21 protein-coding genes and 1 tRNA gene are annotated in these 25,264 nt (G+C 64.1%); 10 read left to right on the plus strand and 12 right to left on the minus strand.

Annotated features, from left to right (window positions below):
• Positions 1–7: 7 nt before the first annotated feature.
• Complete coding sequence (locus CHB97_RS00990) at positions 8–907, plus strand: NAD(P)-dependent oxidoreductase (RefSeq protein ID WP_089286070.1); 900 nt, start codon at positions 8–10, stop codon at positions 905–907.
• Between the two features lie 177 nt (positions 908–1,084).
• Here the strand turns inward: CHB97_RS00990 and CHB97_RS00995 are convergent, their stop codons facing one another.
• A complete protein-coding gene (locus tag CHB97_RS00995; protein WP_089286071.1) occupies positions 1,085–2,008 on the minus strand; it encodes an alpha/beta hydrolase in 924 nt (307 codons plus the stop codon).
• Positions 2,009–2,514: 506 nt separating this feature from the next.
• Between CHB97_RS00995 and CHB97_RS01000 the strand changes: the two genes are divergently transcribed.
• From CHB97_RS01000 to CHB97_RS01010, 3 genes are all read left to right on the plus strand, one after another.
• Positions 2,515–3,273 carry a carbonic anhydrase gene (locus CHB97_RS01000; RefSeq protein ID WP_089286072.1) on the plus strand — a complete coding sequence of 253 codons (759 nt, stop codon included), beginning with the start codon at positions 2,515–2,517 and terminating at the stop codon, positions 3,271–3,273.
• Positions 3,274–3,509: 236 nt separating this feature from the next.
• Complete coding sequence (locus CHB97_RS01005) at positions 3,510–4,673, plus strand: ATP phosphoribosyltransferase regulatory subunit (protein WP_089286073.1); 1,164 nt, start codon at positions 3,510–3,512, stop codon at positions 4,671–4,673.
• A gap of 77 nt (positions 4,674–4,750) precedes the next feature.
• Complete coding sequence (locus CHB97_RS01010; RefSeq protein ID WP_089286074.1) at positions 4,751–6,043, plus strand: adenylosuccinate synthase; 1,293 nt, start codon at positions 4,751–4,753, stop codon at positions 6,041–6,043.
• A gap of 214 nt (positions 6,044–6,257) precedes the next feature.
• Here CHB97_RS01010 and CHB97_RS01015 read toward each other — a convergent pair whose 3' ends face one another.
• The 7 genes from CHB97_RS01015 to CHB97_RS01045 all read right to left on the minus strand — a co-directional run bounded on the left by CHB97_RS01015 (position 6,258) and on the right by CHB97_RS01045 (position 14,858).
• A complete protein-coding gene (locus CHB97_RS01015) occupies positions 6,258–8,195 on the minus strand; it encodes an adenylate/guanylate cyclase domain-containing protein (RefSeq protein WP_089286075.1) in 1,938 nt (645 codons plus the stop codon).
• A gap of 51 nt (positions 8,196–8,246) precedes the next feature.
• Complete coding sequence (locus CHB97_RS01020; protein WP_160105452.1) at positions 8,247–9,725, minus strand: M48 family metalloprotease; 1,479 nt, start codon at positions 9,723–9,725, stop codon at positions 8,247–8,249.
• A 274-nt stretch (positions 9,726–9,999) separates the two neighbouring features.
• Complete coding sequence (locus CHB97_RS01025; RefSeq protein ID WP_089286077.1) at positions 10,000–10,743, minus strand: amino acid ABC transporter ATP-binding protein; 744 nt, start codon at positions 10,741–10,743, stop codon at positions 10,000–10,002.
• A gap of 129 nt (positions 10,744–10,872) precedes the next feature.
• Entirely contained in the window at positions 10,873–11,967 is a 1,095-nt protein-coding gene (locus CHB97_RS01030) for an amino acid ABC transporter permease (RefSeq protein ID WP_089286078.1), read from the minus strand.
• A gap of 3 nt (positions 11,968–11,970) precedes the next feature.
• Entirely contained in the window at positions 11,971–13,191 is a 1,221-nt protein-coding gene (locus CHB97_RS01035; protein ID WP_244559338.1) for an amino acid ABC transporter permease, read from the minus strand.
• A 31-nt stretch (positions 13,192–13,222) separates the two neighbouring features.
• A complete protein-coding gene (locus tag CHB97_RS01040) occupies positions 13,223–14,245 on the minus strand; it encodes an amino acid ABC transporter substrate-binding protein (RefSeq protein WP_089286079.1) in 1,023 nt (340 codons plus the stop codon).
• Positions 14,246–14,399: 154 nt separating this feature from the next.
• Positions 14,400–14,858 (minus strand): MarR family winged helix-turn-helix transcriptional regulator, encoded by a 459-nt coding sequence (locus CHB97_RS01045; RefSeq protein WP_089286080.1) that lies wholly within the window; start codon positions 14,856–14,858, stop codon positions 14,400–14,402.
• A gap of 96 nt (positions 14,859–14,954) precedes the next feature.
• Here CHB97_RS01045 and CHB97_RS01050 point away from each other — a divergent pair, with 96 nt between their 5' ends.
• Positions 14,955–16,097 (plus strand): homogentisate 1,2-dioxygenase, encoded by a 1,143-nt coding sequence (locus tag CHB97_RS01050; protein WP_089286081.1) that lies wholly within the window; start codon positions 14,955–14,957, stop codon positions 16,095–16,097.
• Positions 16,098–16,332: 235 nt separating this feature from the next.
• Positions 16,333–17,352, plus strand: coding sequence for a fumarylacetoacetate hydrolase family protein (locus CHB97_RS01055; protein ID WP_089286082.1), 1,020 nt, complete (start codon positions 16,333–16,335; stop codon positions 17,350–17,352).
• 1 nt (position 17,353) lies between these two features.
• On the opposite strand, the gene CHB97_RS01060 is transcribed toward CHB97_RS01055, so the two are convergent.
• A complete protein-coding gene (locus CHB97_RS01060; RefSeq protein WP_089286083.1) occupies positions 17,354–18,109 on the minus strand; it encodes an SDR family oxidoreductase in 756 nt (251 codons plus the stop codon).
• 45 nt (positions 18,110–18,154) lie between these two features.
• Between CHB97_RS01060 and maiA the strand changes: the two genes are divergently transcribed.
• The gene (gene maiA / locus CHB97_RS01065; protein ID WP_089286084.1) at positions 18,155–18,793 is read left to right on the plus strand and encodes a maleylacetoacetate isomerase; all 639 of its coding nucleotides are present in this window, start codon (positions 18,155–18,157) and stop codon (positions 18,791–18,793) included.
• 149 nt (positions 18,794–18,942) lie between these two features.
• Positions 18,943–19,018: transfer RNA gene (locus CHB97_RS01070), tRNA-Ala, on the plus strand.
• Between the two features lie 120 nt (positions 19,019–19,138).
• On the opposite strand, the gene CHB97_RS01075 is transcribed toward CHB97_RS01070, so the two are convergent.
• A complete protein-coding gene (locus CHB97_RS01075; RefSeq protein ID WP_089286085.1) occupies positions 19,139–19,864 on the minus strand; it encodes a peptidase in 726 nt (241 codons plus the stop codon).
• A gap of 292 nt (positions 19,865–20,156) precedes the next feature.
• Between CHB97_RS01075 and phaP the strand changes: the two genes are divergently transcribed.
• A complete protein-coding gene (phaP, locus tag CHB97_RS26735; RefSeq protein ID WP_244559339.1) occupies positions 20,157–20,921 on the plus strand; it encodes a phasin family protein in 765 nt (254 codons plus the stop codon).
• Between the two features lie 102 nt (positions 20,922–21,023).
• On the opposite strand, the gene CHB97_RS01085 is transcribed toward phaP, so the two are convergent.
• Positions 21,024–23,348 carry an ATP-dependent helicase gene (locus CHB97_RS01085; protein ID WP_089286086.1) on the minus strand — a complete coding sequence of 775 codons (2,325 nt, stop codon included), beginning with the start codon at positions 23,346–23,348 and terminating at the stop codon, positions 21,024–21,026.
• A 168-nt stretch (positions 23,349–23,516) separates the two neighbouring features.
• Between CHB97_RS01085 and CHB97_RS01090 the strand changes: the two genes are divergently transcribed.
• On the plus strand, positions 23,517–24,836 hold the full coding sequence (locus tag CHB97_RS01090) for a chloride channel protein (RefSeq protein ID WP_089286087.1): 1,320 nt from the start codon (positions 23,517–23,519) through the stop codon (positions 24,834–24,836).
• Here the strand turns inward: CHB97_RS01090 and CHB97_RS01095 are convergent.
• A complete protein-coding gene (locus CHB97_RS01095; protein WP_200819768.1) occupies positions 24,830–25,210 on the minus strand; it encodes a VOC family protein in 381 nt (126 codons plus the stop codon). The two genes, CHB97_RS01090 and CHB97_RS01095, sit on opposite strands and share 7 nt — an antisense overlap.
• Between the last annotated feature and the right edge of the window lie 54 nt (positions 25,211–25,264).

Raw genomic sequence — 25,264 nt, forward strand, 5'->3', positions numbered from 1 at the left:
GGCGCACATGCGAGTATTGGTTACCGGAAGCAGCGGGCGCATCGGCAGGGCCATCTGGTGTGCCCTTGGGCGGGCTGGGTACAGTCCTGTCGGACTGGACAGAGCACCAGCCTCTACCACAGCCTTTGTTGGGGACGTTGGCGATCCGACGCTGGTGGCACGGGCGTTGACAGGTGTGCGGGCCGTTATCCATACGGCCGCCCTTCATGCCCCCCATGTCGGGTTGGTGACCGACGATCATTTTCGGCGCATCAATGTGGATGCAACGGTTGCCCTTGCGGATGCGGCCCGCCAACGGGGCATAGCCCCCTTCATATTCACCAGCACCACCGCCCTTTACGGCTCCGCAGTGCCGAGCAAAGGACCGGCGCTGTGGATTGATGAGAATACGGTGCCGCAACCCCGTAGTATCTATCATCACAGCAAGTTGCAGGCGGAGAAAGCCTTAGCAGCAATGGCCCAAGATGGTGGGCTGACAGTCACGATACTGCGCATGTCCCGATGTTTTCCTGAAAGCGCACCGATCATGGCGGTTTATCGTCTGCATCGCGGCATTGATGCACGCGACGTGGCCAGCGCCCATGTCGCGGCTTTGCATCGAACCGGGTCTGACATCGCGCGTTACATCATATCCGGTCAGCCGATATTCGAACCTGGGGATATGGCGTCATTGGGTAGCGACGCGGCGGCTGTATTGACCCAGGCAGCGCCTGATCTCGCAGCCGCCTTTTCCCAGCGTTGTTGGCGGCTGCCGCTTCGGATTGACCGTCTTTATGATCCGGCCAAGGCCATCAGCGAATTGGGTTGGATGCCCCGCTATCGGTGGGATGAAGTATTGGCAGAACTGGATCGGGCCAGCTCGGAAGTTCTTCCCCCCGGAGCCGAGGGAAATGTTACATCAGAGTAACCAGGGTTATTGCTCATACCAAGATCCCGACAACCGTTCTCCTCTGTGATACCAAGTGCCGGTTATCCCGCCTTGCTCTGTAACAGCCCGAACAGCGCCGAGATCGAAATCGTTTACCTCTTCTCCAGCACGGAGATCGTCGGCTGATTTCAGCCTGACGACAAGGTGCTTTTTGTTTTATGGCCGGCGGATTCCCTGGGCAACAGCCTGCCCCAACGCCAGTGCGGCTGCCAGCGTATGCGCATGGGGGGAGGTGCCCAGCCGGGGATCGGGATCGTGGCTGGTATAGAAACTATGGTCGGCCCCTTCATATTCCATCACCTGACAGGTGCGCCCCTCAGCCTGCGCATTGGCGCAGAAATGGCGGATGCTGGCGATGGGTACCTTGCTGTCAGCGGTGCCATGGAAAATCAGCGTCGGGGGCAGGGCGCCCACATCCATGGCGATGGGTGAAATCCACCAGGCCAGCGGTTTCAGATAGAAAGGGGCGGGCGTGGCCAGATCAACCACCGGGTTGAACAGCACCAAGGCGGCCGGCTTTTCGCCCTCATCCGCTTTCAGCGCTGTGGCCAGGGCCAGATGCCCACCGGCCGATCCGCCGGCCAGGATCAGTTTTTTCGGGTCGATGCCATAGGTGCCGGCATGATGGCGCAGCCATTCATAGGCATCTTCCGCATCATTCAGCGATTGCCATGCGTTGCTGCCATCCCGGCATTTCACCCGGTAATCCGCCAGGATGGCAGCGAATCCGGCTGCCACGAAGGCATCGGCCTGTTCCTGGAAAGCTGTGATTTCCCCTACCCGCCAGCTGCCGCCGAAAAAGAACAGGATGGCCGGCCGGGGTGAAGGCCCGGCGGCTTCGGTCGGCTGGAAAATATGCAGCTGCAAATCCCGGTTGCCGGGATGGGCATAGGTGACACTGATGGCGCCTTCCAGCTGCTCCGGCTGCGGGCGCACACCATCGCAGCTGCCGCCCAGCACGCCGGCCACGGCCGCCTGTTGCTGTGGGGTTGCCACATGGTCATCCGCCCGGCGGCAGCCCGCCAGGCCGGTGATCAGCAGCAGCAGCCCTACGAAAGCGACCACCCGGCCCTGCATCATTGTTTCCGAAAGACATTCACGCGTATGTGGTGATCTTATTAGCAGGGCAGGGGATTCTGCTGCAATGTTTCCGATCCGGCATCAGTCCGTCTCGATTGTGGGGGGCACGGTGGCGGGGGCGGGGGGACAATCTCCATAGCGCCGCTGCACCCTGGGGGGAGCTGCTCACCTGCCGTATGGAGATCGCTGGCACTATTCCAGTGCCTGTTCTCCTGTTGAGGTAAAAAATATCGTACTGCAATATATTGTTTATTGGCAAAATTTTGATTTTTTGGTGTATGCTGATTGAAATTAAATTTTAATTTTTAATTGTAGTTACTTTTAATTATCATAAATATATTCAATTTTTCTATAAAATTCCAAATTTTATCCCAAAAATTCCTAAATTAATGAAAAATTTTCCTTATGAAAATGTTCAACCCAAATATGTGTGACCATTATAACCAGCAACATAATGAGTCTGGGGAATTAAAACAGGTTCCCCATTAACACGCCGATGGTGTGCCATGTCTCCACGTCTCGCAGTCGCTTTCACTTCCTTGATGTTGACCTTTGCTGCTCCAGCCTTTGCCGAAGGGGCGCATACCCATTGGACTTATGAAGGGGCGGAAGGCCCTGCCGCGTGGGGCAAGCTTTCGCCCGATTTCGCGGCGTGCGAAGCCGGTCAAGCCCAATCACCGATCGACATTGTCGGGGCGGTACCGGCGCAACTGGGACCGATCGGCATCAGCTATCCCAAGCAAGCGGCCAGCATCATCAATAATGGCCATACCATCCAGGCCAATATCCAGCCCGGTGCCTCCATCGACCTGGAAGGCCAGCGCTATGATCTTGTGCAGTTCCATTTCCACCACCCCAGTGAGCATGAAGTGGCGGACAAGAAGGCACCGATGGAACTGCATCTGGTCCACAAAAATGCCCAGACCGGCCAGTTGGCGGTGCTGGGGGTGATGATCGTACCGGGCCCGGAAAACACCACCCTGGCCCCCGTCTGGGCCGCGATGCCAGCCAAGGAAGGCAAGGCTGACAAGGAACTGACCCTGGACCTGGCCAAGCTGGTGCCGGCCAACCGTGATTATTTCCGCTATGAAGGCTCCCTGACCACGCCCCCCTGTTCAGAGGTGGTGCATTGGGTGGTGCTGAAGCAGCCCATCACCCTGTCGCAGGCGCAGATCGACGCCTTTGCCGCCTTGTTCCCGGACAATGCCCGTCCGATACAGCCGCAGAACCGCCGGTTCGTGTTGCAGACGGCGGAAAAGAAATAATCGGGGACGTGGGGCCGGCCTCCACCATGCGGTGCCGGCCCCACCTACGGCTTCATCTGTGTCAAACAGGAAACGGCGGGCGCGCGCCAAATCTGCCCCGCACGCACGCAGGGCAGCCGCGCTATACCGGGCTTCCTTTGCGTTTGCGTGAAGGCGGGGTGTGGGCTAAGACCGGTTACCGGTGTTGGGGGGCCACCCCCGGCCATTGGCATGTATGAAACATCGGTTCCTGCCCCATGAGCGATACGCCCACCAAGGCGCTGGCCGCCAAGGCATTGCTGCCTACCGGATTGCGTGACCTGCTGCCGCCGGACGCGGAGCATGAGGCGCAGATTGTCGGCCGCCTGTTGAAGGAATTCCATCGCCATGGTTATGAGCGGGTGAAACCCCCGCTGGTGGAATTTGAGGAGGGGCTGCTTTCCGGTTCCGCCGCAGCATTGGCCAACCAGACTTTCCGCATCATGGACCCGGTCTCCCAGCGCATGATGGGCGTGCGGTCCGATATGACGCCCCAGGTGGCCCGCATCGCCGCCACGCGGCTGCGCAAGGCCGCCCGGCCGCTGCGCCTGTCCTATGCCGGCCAGGTGCTGCGCGTGAAGGGCAGCAGCCTGCGCCAGGAACGCCAGTTCGGTCAGGTGGGCGTGGAACTGATCGGCCCCGACCGGGCCGAGGCAGATGCCGAAATCGTCCTGCTGGCCGCCTCGGCGCTGGCTGCCGTGGGTGCCAAGGGCGTTTCCATCGATCTGACCGTGCCCACCCTGGTGCCGGCCGTGGCCCAGGCCCTGAGCCTGACCGGGGATGATTACGCCCGTCTGCGTTCCGCCTTGGATCACCGGGATGCCAAGGCGCTGGCAGAGGCTGCCGGCCCCCATGCCGATCTGTTCAGCGCCATTCTGGGCGCCAGCGGTCCGGCCCCGGCCGCTGTTGAACGGTTGGCCGCTATCGCGCTGCCGCCGGTAGCGGAGGCCGCCCGTCAGCGCCTGACCGAGGTGGTGGCGCTCATCGGGCAAGCCGCCCCGCATCTGGCCGTGACCATCGATCCGGTGGAAATGCGCGGCTTTGAATATCAAACCGGTGTCAGCTTCACCCTGTTCGCGCGCGGTGTGCGCGGTGAGGTGGGGCGCGGCGGGCGTTACCGCACCGGCGGCGACAGCCCGGTGGGCGAGCCCGCGATCGGTTTCACCATCTTCACCGACACGGTGCTGCGCGCCATCCCCGGCCCCCAGCCGGTGCGCCGCGTGCTGCTGCCGCTGGGCACGGATTATGCTGAGGCGTCGGCCCTGCGCGCCCAGGGCTGGCACACGGTGGCGGCCATGGATGCCTGTGATGATCCCGTGGCGGAGGCGAAGCGGCTGGGCTGCTCCCACCTGCTGCGCCAGGGCGTGCCGGAAGCGTTATAACCTGATTTAATGTCCATGGAGCGGTCCCCTCCCAGGTGCGAGGGGGCTGTTCCCTTGCGAAAAGAGCGGAGAGAATCATGGCCAATGTGGCGGTCGTCGGTTCCCAGTGGGGCGACGAGGGCAAGGGCAAGATCGTTGACTGGCTGTCCAGCCGGGCCGACGTGGTGGTCCGCTTCCAGGGCGGCCACAATGCCGGCCATACGCTGGTGATCAACGGCGTCGTCTACAAGCTGTCGCTGCTGCCCAGCGGCGTCGTCCGCCCCGGCAAGCTGTCGGTGATCGGCAATGGCGTGGTGGTCGATCCCTGGGCCCTGCTGCGGGAAATCGACGCCATCCGGGAAAAGGGCGTGGACATCACGCCGGAAACCCTGCTGGTGGCGGAAAACTGCGCCCTGATCCTGCCGCTGCACAGCGCCGTGGACAAGGCGCGCGAGGAAGCGCGCGGCGTCAACAAGATCGGCACCACCGGTCGCGGCATCGGCCCTGCCTATGAAGACAAGGTGGCCCGCCGTGCCATCCGCGTCTGCGATCTGGCTGACGAAGCCGTGCTGGAACAGAAGGTGGAACAGCTGCTGTTCCACCACAATGCCCTGCTGCGCGGTCTGGGTGCCGAGGAATTGAAGCAGGAAGAGGTGCTGGCCCAGTTGCGCGAGGTCGCCCCGCGCCTGCTACCCTACAGCGCCGTGGTCTGGAAGCGGCTGGATGAAGCCCGCCGCCAGGGCAAGCGCATCCTGTTCGAGGGCGCCCAGGGCGCCATGCTGGACGTGGATCACGGCACCTATCCGTTCGTCACCTCGTCGAACACCGTGGCCGGCAATGCCGCCGCCGGTTCGGGTATGGGGCCGGGTTCGGTCGGTTATGTGCTGGGCATCACCAAGGCGTATACCACCCGCGTCGGCTCCGGCCCGTTCCCCACGGAACTGCTGGATGAGACGGGGGAGAAGCTGGGCATCCGTGGCCATGAATTCGGCACCGTTACCGGCCGCAAGCGCCGGTGCGGCTGGTTCGATGCCGTGATGGTGCGTCAGGCCATCAAGACCGGCGGCATCACCGGCATCGCCCTGACCAAGCTGGACGTGCTGGATGGGTTCGACGAGCTGAAGGTTTGCGTCGGCTATGACTATCAGGGGGAGGTGATCCAGCACCTGCCCGCCGGCCAGACGGCGCAGGCCGAGGTGAAGCCGGTCTATGAGACGTTCGAGGGTTGGAGCGAAAGTACCCAGGGGGCCCGTTCCTGGGCCGACCTGCCGGCGGCAGCGGTGAAATATGTCCGCCGGATCGAGGAACTGATCGAAGCGCCGGTGACGCTGCTGTCCACCAGCCCGGAACGCGACGACACGATCCTGATGAAAGACCCGTTTGAGGGTTGATACCAAGTTGCGATGAGGTGACCTCATTGCAACTTGGTACGGCGGCGACTGCCGCCGCGCGGCCCGTGCCGCGTGAAGCCAAGCCAACGGAGGTTGGCGCCGGCGATTGAGGGCCATGATCAGAACCGATCGGTTCTGATCAAGGCAACATAGTGTGAAGTAAAAAAGGGGGGTGGCAAGGGCCGCCCCCCTTTTTCATTAAGGGGTGTGGCCCCTATTCCCCCTCACACGGCATCACCAGCCGCCAGACATCCACCTGACCGGTACGGCCGCGCAGGCTGTAGGCGCCGATGGGGGTCAGCGGCATGTCCACCGTGCAGCTGCCGGCGGCCAGCACCGTGTCATCGCTGACCAGCACGACATAGCATTCATCGCCGATCAGCTCGCTGCCCAGCGCCTCCAGCCGGGCGGCCATGTTCACCGTGTCGCCGACGATGGTGTAATTGATGCGGCTGGCCGCCCCGATATTGCCGACGATCACCGGGCCGGAATGCAGGCCGACACGCAGGCAGACGGGCGGCAGACCGTGGCGGCGCGCTTCCTCCCCTTCTTCCTCCACCACCCGCGCGATGGCGTGGGCGGCGCGCAGCGCGCGGGCGGCATGGTCGGGCTGGTCGTCGGGCGCGCCCCAGAAGGCCATCACCGCATCGCCGATGAACTTGTCCACCGTGCCGCCCTCCGCCTCAATGCAGGCGGCGATGCGGGTGAAATGCCGGTTCAGCCATTCCGCCGTATTCTGCGGCGACATGGTCTGGGCCAGGGTGGAAAAGCCCTTGATGTCGGTGAACAGCACCGTCACTTCCCGCTCTTCGGAGACCAGATCGCGGCCGCCATCGCGCTGGATCAGGCGCAGTACCAGGGCCTTGGGCACATAGGTTTCAAACCAGCGCAGGCCAGTGATCATGGTGTTGAAGGCCAAGGCGGCGTCCGACAGTTCCCGGAACCGGCTGTCGGGCAGGCGCGGCACATTCTGGAAATCCAGGTTGCGCAGCGCCACGGCCGCCTTGGACAGCCGGCGGATGCGCCGGCTCATCATTTTGCCCAGCCACAGGGCCACCAGCACCGACACGATCAGAATGCCGAACCCGACCCAGAGCAAATGGGTGAAGCGGCCGATTTCCTGATCCACATCGTCGCCGCGCATGGAGACGACGAGCGTGAAAGGATGTTCCCCGTAATCGGGGATGGATTTCAGAAGATAGATATATTCGGTGCCATTCACCAGGGCCCGGCGGAAGCTGACATCGGTGCGCCGGCCCGACCAGTCGATGCTGGTATCCATCTTTTCGCCGGCCTTGCCCTCCCCCTTGCCGGTGGCGATATCATTGGCATCCACCTCTGACCAGATGGCGGCGGCAATGGGGTCGCCCAGCTCCTCCAGTGTCGGCAAGGGCGGGCGGTCTGTCACATGGGCGAAATTGAATTTCCGCCCCGCCATGGCCGGATGGGCCAGCACATAATGATCATCGAACAGGAGGAAGCTGTTAAGGTCGCTTTCCTTGGCCATGTCGGCCAGGAAGCGGGACAGGCCGGTGAAGCTGACGGCCGACAGCACCGCCCCCAGGAAGCGCCCCTCCCGCCGGGCAGGGCCTTTCACCAGCATGACGGTGGCACCCAGCCCATCGGCCCAGACCGGATCAATCCAATGGGCATTCTTGGTGCCCATCGTCTCCATCATGATCCGCTGTGCCTCCGCGCCATTATTCATGGCGGTGGCGGCCTGGGGGGTGTTTTCCTGTGGCACGGCCAGCGGATAGCGGTCGGGCCGGATCAGGGCGATGCCGGCCACCTGCGGCGTGGTGACCACCATGCCGCGCATCAGATCTTCCAGGCGCGGCTCATCATCCGGGTCCACGACGCCGCGGCCCAGCAGTTCGGTCAGCTTGTCCACCTGGGTGCGGGCGGGGTCCAGCTGGGCGCGTACCCGTGCCTCTGCGATCCCCACGGCCAGCTCTGCTTTGTCCAGCAGCAGGCTGTAGGTGTTGCGCCCCGAGGTCTGGATGCCCAGCCAGAAGACGCTGGCCACGGCCAGCAGCATCAACCCGCCGAACCCCAGGGTCAGCACCCAGGCGATGGGCAGGCGCCAGCGCCGCCGGTCGGGACAATCCTCCACGCCGCATTGCGTGTCGATGATCTTGGCAAGGTCACTCATGATGGCCGGGACGGTACAGGAGAGCCGAGGCTCTGTACAACCGCTACCCGATCAGCCCTCCACGATGGTCTTGATCCACTCACCCGGACGTGGTTCCGTGCCGGGCGGGATATTGTTCAATACACGTAAGCGTTCCTCTGCATGGTCGCGCAGGGGAATGCGGCTGGCGAATCCGGCCATGCTGTCGCCCGCCTTCACCTGCACCAGCCGCAGCCGGTAGGGTTTCAGCCGGCCCTTCTCCTCCGCCGTCAGTTTGCGCAGGCTCATGGCCGTTGCCTGGAAATCGCCGGAAAGCGGGCCGGACAGGGCGGGCGGGCTGACAAACAGGAAGCGGCGGAAACTGTCGCCCCCGGCGCGGATGGCCACCAGCCGCGCATCCATGGCGCCGGCCTTGGTGTTCAACTGTGTGGCTGCCGTGGCCGCCGGCTGCCCGTCAATGGTCAGTGATGAAAGCGGGCCCAGCGGCGCATTAGCGGCCCAGATGCGGGCGATGAATTCCTGCGGCGTCGCGGCCCCTTGGCCCGGCACCTGATCGAAAACGATCTGCGATCCCTGCGGCCCGACGCCGACCACGGCATCCTCGCTGTTCACCAGCCGGAACCCCTCCGGCACCTCGAACCGCAGATTCATGCCAGGATGCACGAAGACCCGGCCACGCACATAGCCATGGTCCGGGCTGTCGCCATAGATCATCCCGTCAATGGCTTTCAGATATTCATTGCGCTTGACCATCAGGTTGGCGCCCCCGCCGGCCTGTTGCGCGGCAATGGCCGCCTGCTGGGCGCGTTCCCCCGTGGGCGGATGGGTCTGCAGGTAGCTGAACTGGTCGGCCTGCCCCGGCTTGCCGGCCAGCAAGGCTTCCAGCTGTGCCTGCCGGCCCATGCTGGACAGGAACCCGGCCATTTCCTGCGGATCATAGCCGGCGGCCGTCATATAGCGGATGCCCAGCCCGTCGGCCTGGGTTTCCTGCGACCGGCTGAACCCGGCCAGCGCCATTTGCGAACCAGACTGGGCCAATTGTCCCGCCTGCTGGCCCAGCAGCAGGCCGGCCAGCACGGCGCCGCCCTGGGCCAGCACGCCGCGGCCATAGCGGTCGGCGGAATGGCGGGCGGTGACATGGCCGATCTCATGCCCGACCACGCCGGCCAGCTCCGCCTCGCTGTTGGCCAGCGCCATCAGGCCCCGGCTGACATAGACATAGCCGCCGGGCAGGGCGAAGGCATTGACGATGGGGCTGTCCAGCACCGTGAAAGTATAACGGGTATTGGGATTTTCCGTCTTCTGCGCCAGCCGCTGGCCCAGCCCGTCCATATAGGATTGCAGCTTGGCATCCTCATAGCGGCCGCCGAACTCCCGCAGCATTTCCGGATGTTGCTGGGCACCGATGGCGGCTTCCTTTTCCGGCGGCATCAGGGCGGTGAACTGGCTGTCGCCCGTCACCGGATTGGTGGTGCAGGCGGGCAGCAGGAAGGCCGCCACGGCCAGCGGGGCGGTGCGGCGCAAAAGGGGGAGAAGGCGGGGGCGGCGCATATGCATTCTTGTCCTTGGCCTCGGCTGTCGCGCGGGGGCTGTCTAGAGCCACCTGCGTTTAGTCGAACGCAGGTGGCTCTAGATGAGTCTGCCTGCGAGCAGATTCACGCCAAAAGGTGATTTCACCTTTTGGCGATCCGCTCTATTCCCATGACCGGGATAAGACAGGCAACCTGTGACGCCATGATGGCAAAGTGAAGCATAACAGCCTAGTCCGCCGAAGGGATGCTGCCCTTCGGCGGATGGAGGGGAAAGGTAGGGGCGGGTTGTCGGTTCAGTGGCTGAGCACCTGCCCCAGAAAGGCGCGGGTGCGGTCGCTTTTGGGGTTGTCGAAGAAATCGGCCGGCGGGCCCTGTTCGACAATCTCCCCCCGATCCATGAAGATGACACGCGACGCCATGCGGCGGGCAAAACCCATTTCGTGGGTCACCACCAGCATGGTCATGCCGCCTTCGGCCAGATCGGTCATCACATCCAGCACTTCCTTGACCATTTCCGGGTCCAGCGCGCTGGTCGGCTCATCGAACAGCATGATGGACGGTTCCATGCACAGCGCGCGGGCAATGGCCACGCGCTGCTGCTGGCCGCCGGAAAGCTGGCCCGGGAACTTGTCCGCCTGTTCGGGGATACGCACCCGCTTCAGGAAATGGCGGGCGCGCTCTTCGGCCTCCTTGCGGGGCAGCTTCTTCACCCAGATCGGCGCCAGCACGCAGTTTTCCAGCACGGTCAGGTGCGGGAACAGGTTGAATTGCTGGAACACCATGCCGACATCGCGGCGAATGGCTTCCACATGCCGCACATCATCATCCAGCGGCACGCCCTTCACCTTGATCTCGCCGGCCTGATGTTCCTCCAGCCGGTTGATGCAGCGGATCATGGTGGATTTGCCGGAGCCGGACGGGCCGCAGACGACGATCCGCTCCCCCTTGGCCACCGTCAGGTTCACGTCGCGCAGCACATGGAATTCGCCGTACCACTTGTTGACGGCGTTCAATTCAATGACGGGGGCGTCAGTCATGGGGGAACTCCGCGTCTATATCTCGGGCTGCGTGCAGGATGCGAATGACCAAGCGGACATAGGCTTCCAACTGCGGGGGCAGGGACACGTTAATGGCAATCGGGTTTGGGGGCAGGGGACAGCTTGACATCACCGCTTGCGTCCCTGGCCCAGCACCGTTTCCAGATGCCGGCTGTAACGGGAAAGCGCGTAGCAGAACAGGAAGTAGATCACGCCGACAAACAGATAGGCTTCCTTGTAGAAGCCCCGCCAGGCCGGATCAGTCAGCGCCGATTTGGCGGTGGAGAGCAGGTCCAGCAGGCCGATGATGATGACCAGACTGGTATCCTTGAAAATGGCGATGAAGCTGTTGACCAGCGGCGGGATCACCAGCGCCAGCGCCTGGGGCAGGATGATCAGGCGCTGACGCTGCCAATACCCCAGCCCCAAAGCCTTGGAGGCTTCCACCTGACCGCGCGGAATGGCCTGCAGGCCGCCGCGCACCACCTCTGCCACATAGGCGGCGGAAAATAGGGTGATGCCGATCAGGGCGCGCAGCAGCTTGTCGATCGGCACATCCTGCGGCAGGAACAGCGGCAGCATCACCGAGGCCATGAACAGGATGGAAATCAGCGGCACGCCGCGCACCAGTTCAATATAGACCACCGACAGGCCGCGCATCACCGGCAGGTCGGATGTGCGGCCCAGCGCCAGCAGCACCCCCAGCGGGAAGGAGGCACCCAGCCCCACCACCGACAGGGCCAGGGTCAGCGGTAACCCGCCCCAGAGGCCGGTGGGGACAAAATCCATCCCCAGCACGCCGCCGAACATCATCAGCGCGGCAAAGCCCAGCCCACCACCCCAGATGAACAGCAGCGGCCGGCCCCAGGTGCGCCGGTCAGCGCTGATCACCAGGGTGGCGATGGTGGCCAGCATGGCCAGCGTCGGCCGCCATTGCTGATCATCCGGAAAGGTGCCGAACAGGATGAAACGCCATTTCTCGGCAATGAAGGACCAGCAGGCGCCCCCGGCGGCGCGGCAGGCCGCCGCATCACCGCTGAGGCTGGCATTGATGAACCCCCATTTCACCAGACCGGGGATCACCAGCCAGGCGATATAGGCGAAGGCCAGTGTCAGGGCCGTATTGTACCAGCTGGAAAACAGATTGGCCCTGGCCCAGGCCCACAGGCCCAACCGGGGGCGGTGGGGGGGCAGGCTGGCGGCTTTGTTGACGATCTCTGTCATGGCTTACCGCTCCACCAGCGCCACGCGGCGATTGTACCAGTTCATGAAGCCGGACAGGGCCAGCGAGATGACCAGATAGACGATCATGATCGACAGCACGCCTTCCACGGCCTGACCGGTCTGGTTGATGGCGGTGTTCGCCACCGCCACGAAATCCGGATAGCCGATGGCCACGGCCAGACTGCTGTTCTTGGTCAGGTTCAGGAACTGGCTGGTGGTGGGCGGGATGATGACGCGCAGCGCCTGCGGCAGGATCACCAGCCGCATGGCGGTGCCGCGCGACAGGCCGAGCGCGGTCGCTGCCTCCGTCTGCCCCTTAGGCACGGCCAGAATGCCCGACCGCACGATCTCCCCGATGAAGGCAGCGGTATAGAGCGTCAAACCGAACAGTAAGGCGGCAAATTCCGGGCTGAGCGTCATGCCGCCCTTGAAGTTGAAGCCCTGCAGCACCGGCACATCCAGCGCCCCGCCCCCGGCCAGCAGAATGGCCAGCAAGGGCGGCAGCAGGATCAGCGCCGCCCCGATGGGGGCCATCGGCAGGCGCTGGCCGGTGGCCAGCTGGCGTTTGCGGTTCCAGGCCGACAGGGCCAGGGTGACCAGCACGCCCAGGGCGAACAGCACCGCCACCCAGGCCCAGACGGGATCATCGGCCGGGGCCGGCAGCTTCAGCCCGCGATTGGACAGGAAGATGCCCGGCAGCGGCTCCAACGCCTGTCGCGGGCCGGGCAGCCCCTCGGTCAGCAGGGCGTACCAGATGAAAAGCTGGAGCAGCAGCGGGATATTGCGGATGGTTTCCACATAAAAGGCGGCAAAGCGGGCCACCAGCCAGTTGCGGGACAGCCGGGCAATGCCCAGCAGAATGCCCAGCAGCGTGGCCAGCACGATGCCCACACCCGATACTTTCAGGGTGTTCAGCAGCCCGACGACGAAGATATTGCCATAGCTGTCACGCGGGCCGGTGGCGATCAGCGATTCGCCGATCTGCACCCCGGCTTCCCGATCCAGGAAACCGAAGCCCGATGCGATGGACAGCCGGGCCAGATTGGCCATGGTGTTGCTGGCCAGATACCAGCCGGCCAGGGCCACCAGCAGGCCCAGCCCGACCTGCCATAAGATGGCACGCACGGTCGGGTTGTTGATGGAAAGCGTCAGGTGATGGGCGCGCGGCGCGGCATCCGCCTTCGCGCGTCCATCAAACGATTGCATACGCGGATCATCCGTCATCGGGCACCCCGTTGCTGTAAGGGGCCGCCGCTTAGCGGATCGGCGGGGCGTACATCAGGCCGCCATTGGTCCAGAGCCCGTTCAGCCCCCGGTCCAGTTTCAGCGGCGAGCCTTTGCCGACATTGCGGTCGAAGATTTCACCGTAATTGCCCACCGCCTTGATGGCGCGATAGGCCCATTGCTTATCCAGCCCCAGCAGCGGCCCCATGTCACCCTGCACGCCCAGCAGGCGCTGGATGCCGGGATCGGGGTCCTTCAGCTTGGCATCGACATTGGCGGCGGTGACGCCCTTTTCCTCTGCTTCCATCAGGGCATAGATGGTCCAGGTGACGATATCGCGCCATTGGTCATCGCCATGGCGCACCACCGGGCCCAAGGGTTCTTTGGACAGCACTTCTGGCAGGATCAGATGATCATCCGGCTTGGGTGCCACGGTGGCGCGGGTGCCGGCCAGGGCGGAGATATCCGCCGTCATCACATCGCAGCGGCCGGCGAAATAGGCAGCGTTCACCTCGTCCAGCGCCTCGATCACCACAGGCTTGAAGCTGATATTGCGGGTGCGGAACCAGTCCGACAGGTTCAGTTCCGTGGTGGTGCCCATCTGCACGCAGATGGTCGCACCATCCAGCTGCTTGGCGCTGGTCACGCCCAGCGATTTCGGCACCATCAGCCCCTGGCCGTCATAATAGGTGGTGGGGGCGAAATTCAGCCCCTGCGCGTCGCGGGTCAGGGTCCAGGTGGTGTTGCGGGCCAGCACATCGATCTCACCTGTCTGCACCGCGGTCAGGCGCTGTTGCGCGGACAGGGGCGTGAAGCGGATCTTGTTGGCATCACCCAGCACGGCGGCGGCCACGGCGCGGCAGGTATCGGCATCCAGCCCGGTCCATTTGCCCTGGCTGTCCGGGTTGCTGAACCCCGGCAGGCCGGCATTCACGCCGCAGAAAAGCTGCCCACGGCCCTTGACGGCATCCAATGTCGGCCCGGCCTGTGCAGTCCCGGCGAACATCGTCAGGCAGGTCACGGCCAGTGCGGCACCCCAAAGGCGTGATTTCATCGTTTATGGTCCCCTGTTGACGGTTTGGGGCGTCCTATCCGTCAGACGCCGCCCCCTTATGACCGCCAATTAACCATCGGACCCGACGCTGAAACAACCCTGTTACACGCAAGGCGCATGGAAATTTCGCGGCACGTGACCAAAGGGCGACGTTTTACGCCTCCTCTGCCCCCATATCGTCCAGCTGCTGCTCCAAACGATCGCACAGCGCCTTGTAATGCGCCAATTCGTCCGGCTGCAGGCAGGTCAGCCATTGCGCCTCCCACTCCAAAGCCAGGGGGGCGATTCGCTGATAGAGCGACCGGCCCGATGGGGTGAAGGAGAGGCGCAGCAGCCGCTGGTCACCCGGATGCACATCGCGCGACAGATGGCCCAGCCCCACCAGCGTGTTCACCGCCCGGCTGACCTTGGCCTTATCCATATGGGATCGTTCAACAATGTCGTTGGATGACAAGGGCTGTTCCCGGCCCAGAATGGCCATCACCCGCCATTCCGGAATGGCGATGCCGAACGCCTGCTGATAGCGGCGCGACAATTCCTTGCTGACACGTTTGGCCAGCACGTTCAGGCGGTAGGGCAGAAACCCGTCAAGGTCGAGATCAAGATCGTTCATAGGACATAAAGTCACCCGACAACGCAGGACTTGCAAGAGGTCGCGTGATCCCCCATATCTGTTTCAGTTGAAACGAGTTGGCCAGGGAGGCCAAACATGCGTCGTCCCATTTCCTTCCCCCGCATCGAAGGCGAGGCCTCGCGCCAGGCCCATGCCAACCTGCCGCCGGGCAGCTATGAGCGGGAAATGGGCCGGGAAGGGTTCTTTGGGCCGGCGACGCATATGTATCACCGCCACCCGCCGACCGGCTGGATCAGCTGGGAGGGGCCGCTGCGGCCGCGCGCCTTTGACCTGAACCGGCTGAATGACGCGGCCAGCGGTGGCCCCTGGGCGGCGCGAGAGGTGCTGTTCAACCCGCATTGCCGTATGCGCCTGTGGCATTGCCCGACGCCGATGGATCATCTGGCCCGCAATGGTGATGGGGACGAGCTGATCTTCATCCATGCCGGGGCCGGGTCGCTTTACTGTGACTATGGCCATCTGGCGGTAACGGCGGGCGATTATGTGGTGCTGCCGCGCGGCACCATGTGGCGCCTGTCACCCAGCCAGCCGGTGACCGCTTTGCTGGTGGAGGCCACCGGTTCCAGCTATCAGCTGCCCGACCGGGGCCTGCTGGGGCCGCACGCCTTTTTCGATCCGGCCATGCTGGATACGCCCGCCATCGACGCGGCCTTCCGCGACCAGCAGGGCGATGCCGGCCCCGGCGGGGTCTGGCGGGTGCTGGTGAAGCGGCGCGGGGCGATCAGCACCGTGACTTATCCGTTCAACCCGCTGGATGCCGTGGGCTGGAAGGGCGATCTGGCCCCGGTGCGGCTGAATGTGAAGGATGTGCGCCCGGTGATGAGCCATCGCTATCACCTGCCGCCCAGCGCCCATACCACCTTCGTTGCCAACCGCTTCGTCGTCTGTACCTTCGCACCCCGCCCGTTTGAAACGGATGCCGACGCGTTGAAAATCCCCTTCTTCCACAATAACGACGATTATGACGAGGTGCTGTTCTACCATGCGGGGGATTTCTTCAGCCGGGACAATATCGATGCCGGCATGATGACCTTCCACCCCAGCGGCTTCACCCACGGCCCCCACCCCAAGGCGCTGCAAAAGGCCTTTGTGCAGAGCAAGCCCGCCACCGATGAATATGCGGTGATGATCGACACCCGCGACGCCCTGGAAGTGGCCCCCCTGCCGGACGGCGTGGAAAACCACGCCTATGCCGATAGCTGGCGGGTGAAGCCGTGAGGGGGTGAACTGCCCTTTCGGTCATTTTGGTAATGACTTATGGGCGCTACCTGAACTTTTTGCCGCGACTTGCCTCCCCCGCGAAAGCGGGGATCCAGGGGCCGGCAGTACCCACATCGCGGTGCGCTTGGCCCCTGGACCCCCGCTTTCGCGGGGGAGGCAGGTGGTGATGGGAAAGGTTGTTGCCCTTGCCCCTGGGTTCCTCACTCCTCCCCTACCCCACAGAGATCCCCCGATGAAACTCGCCTCTTTGCAGCAGGGCCGTGATGGCCGTCTGGTTATTGTGTCGGATGACCTTACCCGCTGCCTGCCCGTGCCCGATCTGGCGTTGACCCTGCAACAGGCGCTGGATCATTGGGAAACCGTGGCCCCGGCGCTGGCCGAGCTGGCCGTGGCCCTCAACCGGGGCGATCTGGCCGATGCCTTGCCGTTTGAGCAGGCGCATTGCGCCAGCCCGCTGCCGCGCGCCTATCAATGGGCCGATGGCTCGGCCTATGTGAACCATGTGGAGCTGGTGCGGAAGGCCCGCCATGCGGAGATGCCGCCCAGCTTCTGGACCGATCCGCTGATCTATCAGGGCGGGTCCGACAGTTTCCTGGCCCCGCATGATCCCATCCTGATGGCGGATGAAGCCTTCGGCATCGACCTGGAAGGGGAGGTGGCGGTGGTCACTGGCGATGTGCCCATGGGGGCCACACCAGAGCAGGCGCGCGGGCTGATCCGGCTGGTGATGCTGGTGAATGACGTGTCGCTGCGCGGGCTGATCCCGGCGGAACTGGCAAAGGGCTTCGGCTTCTTCCAGTCCAAGCCCAGCACGGCCTTCAGCCCGGTGGCGGTGACGCCGGATGCGCTGGGCGATGCCTGGGATGGCGGGCGGCTGCATCTGCCGTTGCTGTCGCAGATCAATGGCCAAGCCTTCGGCTGCCCTAATGCCGGGGTGGATATGACCTTCGATTTCCCCACCCTGATCGCCCATGCCGCCCGCACCCGGCCGCTGTGCGCCGGCACCATCATCGGGTCCGGCACGGTGTCCAACAAGGATGCCGATGGCGGGCCAGGGCGGCCGGTGGCGGAAGGCGGCCTGGGCTATAGCTGCATTGCCGAGATCCGCACCATTGAGACCATCCGCGACGGCCAGCCCCGCACCCCCTTCCTGCGCTTTGGCGACCGGGTGCGAATCGAAATGCAGGACCGCAACGGGGCCAGCATTTTCGGGGCGATTGATCAGGTGGTTCAGAAATATGAGGGGCCTTAAATCAAAGCCCCCGCAGCCCGCCGCTGGCGCGGATCACCTCCCCGGTGATCCAGGCGGCGTCCGGGCCGGCCAGCCAGGCGACGACGGCGGCAATGTCCGCCGGCTCACCAATCCGGCCCAGCGCCGTGCGGCTGGTGATTTCGGGCACACGGGACGCATCGCCGACCTTGAAGCGGTCGGTATTGGTGACGCCCGGTGCCACCGTGTTGATCGTAATGCCCAACGGCCCCAGCTCCTGCGCCAGTACGCCCGTCATGGCATGGACCGCCCCCTTCGAGGCGGCATAGACGGCGCGTTTGGCCGCCGGCATGTCGGTGATGACGCTGCCAATATTGATGATGCGGCCGCCGGGGCGCATCTGGCGCGCCGCTTCGCGCGCCATCAGCAGCGGGGCGGCGGCATTGACGGCCAGCACATTGGCCAGATCGTCCGCCGTGATGTCGCTGACCGGGCCGAAACGGCCAGTGCCGGCATTATTCACCACGATATCCGGCACGCCCAGCGCCCGCACCGTCTCCGCAAACAGCCGCACGGCCCCGCCCTGGTCAGACAGGTCGGTCAGATCGGCCTGGATCACCGCCGTACGCACGCCCATGCTGTCACAGCAGACCGCCAGCGCCTCCGCATCCAGCCGGCTGGACCCGTAATGGATGGCGATATCGGCGCCATCGCGGGCCAGCCGTTCGGCAATGGCACGGCCGATCCCGCGCGACGCGCCGGTGACAAGGGCGACCTTGCCCAGAAGCGGCCGATCCATGCCGAAAGTCCCTCTGTTGGTTCACAGGAAGGGTGATAACAGATCATGCGCCTTTACACCTATTTCCGTTCCTCTGCCGCCTATCGGGTCCGTATCGCGCTGGCGCTGAAGGGGCTGGATTACGAGTCGGTGCCGATTCATCTGGTCAAGGATGGCGGGCAGCAGCGCCAGCCCGACTATCTGGCGATCAACCCCCAGGGGCTGGTGCCGGCACTGGCCACCGATGATGGTGCGCTGCTGACCCAGTCGCTGGCCATCATTGAATATCTGGATGAAACCCACCCGGCCCCGCCGCTGCTGCCCAGCGATGCGCTGGGCCGGGCGCAGGTGCGGGCCATGGCGCAGGTGGTGGCTTGCGATATCCACCCGCTGAATAATTCCGGCGTCGTCAGCCGCCTGCGCCGGGAACATGGGCTGGATGATGCGGCGGTGACCGGCTGGATGCATCATTGGATGGGCCGGGGCTTCACCGCCCTGGAACGGCTGGTGGGGCCACAGGGGGCATTTTGCCATGGCGACAGCGTCACCTTGGCCGATCTCCATCTGGTGCCGCAGATGTATAATGCCCGCCGTTTCAACCTGGACCTGACGCCTTTCCCGCGTCTGGTGGAAATCGACGCCCGCTGCCGCACCCTGCCGGCCTTTCAGAAAGCAGCACCAGAGAAGCAGCCGGATTGGGAATGAGGACGCTTGCGGCCGTACCTATGCGGTGGCTGCGGGGCAGGGCGGAGATGGTTTGTCGGGGGTGCATGATTTTCCCCTTGCATCCGTGGCGGAGTTTCTCCATAAACCCGCCCACAGCGCTGACGACCCAGGCAGCGCTACCGAGTTAAGGGGCCATAGCTCAGCTGGGAGAGCGCTACAATGGCATTGTAGAGGTCAGCGGTTCGATCCCGCTTGGCTCCACCAAATTCAAAGGCCCGGTCAGCAATGACCGGGCCTTTGTGCATTTCATGTTCCCTCAGCGCCGGGCGGCGGCATCCGCCGGCCCGCGACCCGCCTGAAGCTTATGCTTCAGGCGGGTGGTTATCACTTCGGCAGCAGCGTCTCTACCCAGGGCCCGTCGGGCAGCTGGGCGGCCAGGCCGGTAATGTGCCGGTTCCACCAATGGCGCTGTTCAACCAGATCATCATAATCGAACTGGTCTTCCCGCCATTGCCGGTCGGCCTGATGGTAGGTCACCAGATCAATGGGATAGCCGACATCGGCGGAGCTGTAGCGGCTGCTGTCAAACGACAGATAGGCCAGCTTCAGGGCGGCCGGCATACTGGTGTCGAATTTCAGCGCCCGGTCCAGGATCGGCTTGCCATAGGCGGTGGCACCGATGGAGAGGTAGGGCGTGCGCTCATCCACCTCAATCCAGTTGCCCTCCGGATAGACCAGATACATGGTCGGTTCCCGGTCGCTGCCCAACTGACCGCCGATGATGGCGTGCAGGTTGAAGGTCAGCTTGGAAGCCTCCAGCGCTTCCTTATCTTCCTTGGCCACCACGCGCAGGCAGCGGGTGAAGCTGTTCACTGCTTCCAACATGCTGTCGAATGGCTTCGGTCCGGCCGCCTGCATGTCGCGGCGCAGATAGGCCAGCGTCTTGTCGCGCACGCTGCGCAGGCCCGAGGTCATGACGAAGAACTTGTCGCTGCCATTGGGCAACAACGTCACCTTGCGCGCCGCTGTCACCTGGGTGCCGGCGGTGATGCGTCCGTCGGACAGGGCGATCAGCCCTTCCTTGATCTTGATGCCGAGACAATAAGTCATGATGAAGCCGCTACCGTTCCATTTTTTGCTTCTGGGCGGCGCATCCTGTCATGATCTTTCGCGCCGGTCAAAGTGCGACCGCTTCAAGGCGGCTACCTCCTGAACTTGTATGAGTTGGGGCGCCGACACACGTGATAATCTTGTTGCACTGCACAAAAGGGGCTTGACGCACCAACAATCGCTCCGATATACATTGCTAATGCTGCGGTGCAGCAGACCCATGCCGTCTGCGGGAAGGTTTCCCGCTGGTGCGACCTGGATCAATGGCGGCTACCGGGGCCGGGGCTGCTTGATGCGGGCCGGCTCCACCAGCGCGCATAAGGAGAAGATGATGGTGACGCGCACGCCCAGAGGTGCAGCGGGACGGACCAGCCGGACACCGGCAGCCCCCGCGTCCAAGACGCCGGAAGAAAAGGTGGTTGAGGAGACGGCGGCCGCCGTTGCCCCGCCGGCCGATCCGGTACCCGAAATCACGTCTGCTGAAGCAGCACCCGTGACCGACTCCGCGCCCGTGGTGGAAGCCACGGCCGAGATCGTCGCCGACGCTGTGGAAGAGACGAAGCAGGCCGCGGTTGAGGCCGTGCCCGCACCCGTCATCACCAAGGCGGCCAAGCCTCTGGCCGCTGCTTTCGAACCCAAATCTGTTGAACAGGCTGTTGCCTATACCAAGGAGCAGGTGGAAAAAATGAGCAAGCAAGTCTTCACCGCATTCGACGACGTCGCCGGCTTCCACAAGGAAAATGTGGATGCTTTCGTGGCTTCCTCCACCATCCTGGCCAAGGGCTTTGAGGCCCTGTCCAAGGAACTGCTGGCCTTCACCCAGGGCCAGTATGAACAGTCGGTCAGCACCGCCAAGGCCTTGCTGGCCGTGAAGTCGGTGAAGGAACTGGTCGATCTGCAGACCGAATTCGCCAAGTCCAGCTTTGACGCCGCCCTGGCCGAAGCTACCAAGGTGTCGGAAGCCGGCCTGAAGGTCGCCAATCAGGCGGCCGAGCCGATCACCGCCCGCGTGAACGCCACGGTGGAAAAGCTGTCCAAGATCAAGGCCGCTGCCTGATCTGCTGCTGATACCGGGCCGGTGCTTTCAGGAGCATCGGCCCGGCAGAATGGAAAACCCCGCGCCCCCCTTGGCGCGGGGTTTTCTTTTGTCCACTTGCGGTCAGCCCGCCTTGTCGGCGGGTACGACGAAGCTGTCCATCACCTTCTTGATGCCGGCGACGTCGAAGCTGATCTCCAGCTTGTCATTCTCCACCATCTTCACGGTGCCATAGCCGAACTTGCTGTGGAAAACCCGGTCGCCCGGATTATAGGCCCGGTTGGGCCGTGATCGCGGCGTGACATCCAGGGCCGTGCCCTCGATCAGCCGGCCCCCGCGCGCCGGGGCCTGGGCCGCCTTCTGGCCCATGCGGTTGAAGCGATCACCAAAGCCGCCCCCGCCCCCGCCCCAGCCGCCGCCATATCCACCGCCATAGCCGCCCTCGCCACGCCCGCCGCCGAACCCGGCCCCGCCAATGCCGGGGTTATTCTCCGTCTCGATATGCTCTTCCGGCAGTTCCTCGACAAAGCGCGAGGGGATGGAGGTGGCCCAGGTACCATGGATGCGGCGGTTGGCGGCGTGGCTGATATAGACGCGCTGGCGGCCACGGGTGATGCCGACATAGGCCAGCCGCCGTTCTTCCTCCAGCCCGGCAATGCCGTTCTCATCCAGGGTGCGCTGGCTGGGGAAAACCCCTTCCTCCCAGCCGGGCAGGAAGACGACATCGAATTCCAGCCCCTTGGCCCCATGCAGGGTCATCAGGGAAATCTGTTCCACATCGGCCCCGGCGGCATTTTCCATCACCAGGGAGACATGTTCCAGGAAGCCGGTGAGATTCTCGAATTCCCCCATCGCGTTGATGAGTTCCTTCAGATTCTCCAGCCGGCCCGGTGCTTCGGGCGTCTTATCCTCCTGCCACATGCGGGTATAGCCCGATTCGTCCAGCACCATCTGGGCCAGTTCGGTATGGGGAATCCGGTCGATCAACCCGCGCCAGCGGAAGAAATCCTGCATCAGCCCGGAGAGCGTGGTGCGCATCTTGGGCTTCAGCTCATCCGTCTGCGACAGTTTCCAGGCGGCCTCCGTCACCGGCACACCCAAGGTGCGGGCTGCCACATAAAGCTGCTGGATGGTGGCGGCCCCAACGCCCCGCTTTGGCACATTAACGATGCGCTCAAACGCCAGATCATCTTCGGGGCTGACCAGCACGCGCAGATAGGCCAGCGCATCGCGGATTTCCTGGCGTTCATAGAAGCGCGGGCCGCCGACCACGCGATAGGGCAGGCCCAGCGTGATGAAGCGCTCCTCGAACTCGCGGGTCTGGAAGCCGGCGCGCACCAGCACGGCCATCTGGCCCAGGCTGGCGCCCTTGCGCTGCAAGGCCTCCACCTCTTCGCCCACCCAGCGGGCTTCCTCCTCCGCGTCCCACAGGCCGCGGACCTTCACCTTTTCGCCGCCATCCGTCTCCGTCCAGAGCTGCTTGCCCAGGCGGCCCTGGTTATGGGCAATGATGCCGTGGGCAGCACCCAAGATATGGGCAGTGGAACGGTAGTTCTGCTCCAGACGGATGATGGTGGCGCCGGGGAAATCATGCTCAAATCTAAGTATATTTCCAACTTCAGCGCCACGCCAACCGTATATCGACTGGTCGTCATCGCCAACACAGCAGATATTTCTGTGAGACTGGGCGAGAAGTCTTAGCCAAAGGTACTGAGCGACATTCGTATCTTGATATTCATCTACGAGAATATAGCGGAATCGATTTTGATATTCAATCAATACATCATTATGCTGCTGGAACAGCGTGATATTGTGCAGCAGCAGGTCGCCGAAATCGCAGGCGTTCAGCGCCTTCAGCCGGTCCTGATATTGCCGGTAGAGCGTCAGGATGCGGCCATTGGCGGCATCGCCCGCCTCCTCCGGTTTCAGCTTGTCGGGTGTCAGCGCCCGGTCCTTCCAGCGCTCGATGATCGACAGCAGCATCCGCGCCGGCCATTTCTTGGCATCGACATTTTCCGCCTCCATCAACTGTTTCAGCAGGCGGATCTGGTCGTCAGTGTCCAGAATGGTGAAGCTGGGTTTCAGGCCGATCAACTCGGCATGGCGGCGCAGGATGCGGGCGGCCAGGGAATGGAAGGTGCCCATCCACCAGCCTTCCGACTGGCTGCCCAGCAGATTATCCACCCGCTCCCGCATCTCCCGCGCGGCCTTGTTGGTGAAGGTCACGGTCAGCACATTCCACGGGCTGACGCGGCGCGACAGCAGCAGATGCGCCAGCCGCGTCGTCAGCACGCGGGTTTTGCCCGTGCCGGCACCGGCCAGCACCAGCACCGGGCCGTCCAGCGCCTCCACCGCTTCCCGCTGCACGGGGTTCAACCCGTCCAGATAGGGGCGGCGCTGCGGGGCCGGGGTGGGCGGCGGCGGGGGAGGGGAGAAGAGATCGCTCATGGTAGGGAGAACATATACAGAATCAGGCCGATGGGAAAGGGGGGCTGGGGCTGCGCCAATCCGCCGCTTCCCGCCCGGCACAGGCTTGCCATGCCCGATCAACGATGCCCGCCGCCGCCGCCCGGCGTTAAGCCTGTGAATGGTTGGCATAATGGAAGGATCGGGGTGATGCCGAATGCTGTGGCGCGCCGGGGGCGGCAATTATGGGTGGCGCCGCATATCTGGCGGCGCCGGCTGGTCTTCTGGGGCGGGGGGCTGTGCATCGGTGTGGTCGCGGTGCTGTTCGCCTGGGGGGCGGATGCGGCCTCCCACCTGTTTCAGCAGATTGTGCAGCGCTGGCCGCTGGCCCCGCTGCTGCTCACCCCTGCCGGGCTGGCTTTGTCGGCCTGGCTGACCAGCCGTTTCTTCCCCATGGCCGGTGGCAGCGGCATTCCCCAGGCGGTGGCCGCCCGCGCCACCAAGGTGCAGGAACTGCGTGACCGGCTGGTGGCGCTGCCCATTGCCGCCGGCAAGATGGGGCTGACGCTGCTGGCGCTGGGCGTCGGTGCTTCCATCGGGCGGGAAGGGCCGACGGTGCAGGTGGGTGCTGCCATCATGAACAGCATCGGCCGCCGCCTGGGTGATCGGATGCCCGGCCTGCTGGTGGCGGGGGCGGCCGCCGGTGTGGCTGCCGCCTTCAACACGCCGCTGGCCGGGCTGGTCTTCGCCATTGAGGAGATGGGCCGCGCCTTTCAGGTCCGTTCCGCCCATCTGATCCTGTCTGCCGTGCTGCTGGCCGGTATCGCGTCGCTGGCCATGCAGGGGGATTACACCTATTTCGGCACCACGCGGGACGTGCTGCATGGCTGGCAGGATTGGTCGCTGGTGCTGGCCTGCGGGCTGCTGGGCGGGGTGCTGGGCGGGCTGTTCAGCCGGCTGGTTGTGGCCTTCGCCTATGGGCTGCCGGGGCAGGTGGGGCGCTGGTTCAAGCGCTATCCGGTGCTGTTCGCCGCCGGTTGTGGCCTGCTGGTGGCATTGCTGGGGCTGGCCTCTGGCGGGGCCAGCTATGGCACCGGCTATGAACAGGCCAAGGCGATGCTGGATGGGCGGGGCGATGTCTCCCCGCTCTTCATGCTGACCAAGTTCGGGGCCACGCTGCTTTCCTGCATCACCGGGGTGCCGGGGGGCTTCTTCAGCCCCTCGCTGGCCATCGGGGCCGGCATGGGCACCAGCATTGCCGGCCTGCTGGACAGCCACGCCCTGGGCGCGGCCGCCTTGCTGGGCATGGCGGGCTATTTCGCCGGGGTGGTGCAGGCGCCGATCACTGCCTTTGTCATTGTGCTGGAAATGACCGGCAATCATGCCATGGCGGCCCCGGTGATGATGGCCAGCCTGATCGGCTTTTCCGTTTCGCGGATGACGGGGGCGCCCGCCGTCTATCACGCGCTGGCCCACCGCTATCTGCCCAAGGCAACGGAGGCGGAGAAGCGGGAGGCGGCGGCTCAATAAACTGCGATTTCCACCAGATTATCGTCCGGGTCGCGCAGATAGAAGGATGTGATGGGGCCGGTGGCGCCGGTGCGCGGCACCGGGCCTTCCTCAATCACCACGCCGCAGGCATCAAGATGCGCCCGCACGCTGTCCAGGCTCTGTTCGGTGATCAGGCAGAAATCGGCTGAACCGGGGGTAGGGGCCTTGGCCTTGGGCTCAAACTCCCGCCCTGCCTGATGCAGGTTGATCTTCTGCCGGCCAAAGGATAGCGCCTTGCGCCCCTGGCCAAAGGTGACAACCTGCATTCCCAGCACCCGGCTGTAGAAATCGCATGTACGGTCGATATCGCGCACGGTCAGCACGAAATGATCGATACGGTCGATCACCAGCATGGCGGTCTATTTCCAGAAAGCGGGGGCCGGCTTTTCGCACCGGCCCCGATGACC

The organism is Azospirillum sp. RU38E, assembly GCF_900188385.1.
Lineage (GTDB): Bacteria > Pseudomonadota > Alphaproteobacteria > Azospirillales > Azospirillaceae > Niveispirillum.

Excerpts from the sequence above, each read along its gene's own strand:
- CHB97_RS00990 (WP_089286070.1), top strand. The coding sequence starts at position 8 with ATGCGAGTATTGGTTACCGGAAGCAGCGGGCGCATCGGCAGGGCCATC.
- CHB97_RS00995 (WP_089286071.1), bottom strand. The coding sequence starts at position 2,008 with ATGATGCAGGGCCGGGTGGTCGCTTTCGTAGGGCTGCTGCTGCTGATC.
- CHB97_RS01000 (WP_089286072.1), top strand. The coding sequence starts at position 2,515 with ATGTCTCCACGTCTCGCAGTCGCTTTCACTTCCTTGATGTTGACCTTT.
- CHB97_RS01005 (WP_089286073.1), top strand. The coding sequence starts at position 3,510 with ATGAGCGATACGCCCACCAAGGCGCTGGCCGCCAAGGCATTGCTGCCT.
- CHB97_RS01010 (WP_089286074.1), top strand. The coding sequence starts at position 4,751 with ATGGCCAATGTGGCGGTCGTCGGTTCCCAGTGGGGCGACGAGGGCAAG.
- CHB97_RS01015 (WP_089286075.1), bottom strand. The coding sequence starts at position 8,195 with ATGAGTGACCTTGCCAAGATCATCGACACGCAATGCGGCGTGGAGGAT.
- CHB97_RS01020 (WP_160105452.1), bottom strand. The coding sequence starts at position 9,725 with ATGCGCCGCCCCCGCCTTCTCCCCCTTTTGCGCCGCACCGCCCCGCTG.
- CHB97_RS01025 (WP_089286077.1), bottom strand. The coding sequence starts at position 10,743 with ATGACTGACGCCCCCGTCATTGAATTGAACGCCGTCAACAAGTGGTAC.
- CHB97_RS01030 (WP_089286078.1), bottom strand. The coding sequence starts at position 11,967 with ATGACAGAGATCGTCAACAAAGCCGCCAGCCTGCCCCCCCACCGCCCC.
- CHB97_RS01035 (WP_244559338.1), bottom strand. The coding sequence starts at position 13,191 with ATGACGGATGATCCGCGTATGCAATCGTTTGATGGACGCGCGAAGGCG.
- CHB97_RS01040 (WP_089286079.1), bottom strand. The coding sequence starts at position 14,245 with ATGAAATCACGCCTTTGGGGTGCCGCACTGGCCGTGACCTGCCTGACG.
- CHB97_RS01045 (WP_089286080.1), bottom strand. The coding sequence starts at position 14,858 with ATGAACGATCTTGATCTCGACCTTGACGGGTTTCTGCCCTACCGCCTG.
- CHB97_RS01050 (WP_089286081.1), top strand. The coding sequence starts at position 14,955 with ATGCGTCGTCCCATTTCCTTCCCCCGCATCGAAGGCGAGGCCTCGCGC.
- CHB97_RS01055 (WP_089286082.1), top strand. The coding sequence starts at position 16,333 with ATGAAACTCGCCTCTTTGCAGCAGGGCCGTGATGGCCGTCTGGTTATT.
- CHB97_RS01060 (WP_089286083.1), bottom strand. The coding sequence starts at position 18,109 with ATGGATCGGCCGCTTCTGGGCAAGGTCGCCCTTGTCACCGGCGCGTCG.
- maiA (WP_089286084.1), top strand. The coding sequence starts at position 18,155 with ATGCGCCTTTACACCTATTTCCGTTCCTCTGCCGCCTATCGGGTCCGT.
- CHB97_RS01075 (WP_089286085.1), bottom strand. The coding sequence starts at position 19,864 with ATGACTTATTGTCTCGGCATCAAGATCAAGGAAGGGCTGATCGCCCTG.
- phaP (WP_244559339.1), top strand. The coding sequence starts at position 20,157 with ATGCGGGCCGGCTCCACCAGCGCGCATAAGGAGAAGATGATGGTGACG.
- CHB97_RS01085 (WP_089286086.1), bottom strand. The coding sequence starts at position 23,348 with ATGAGCGATCTCTTCTCCCCTCCCCCGCCGCCGCCCACCCCGGCCCCG.
- CHB97_RS01090 (WP_089286087.1), top strand. The coding sequence starts at position 23,517 with ATGCCGAATGCTGTGGCGCGCCGGGGGCGGCAATTATGGGTGGCGCCG.
- CHB97_RS01095 (WP_200819768.1), bottom strand. The coding sequence starts at position 25,210 with ATGCTGGTGATCGACCGTATCGATCATTTCGTGCTGACCGTGCGCGAT.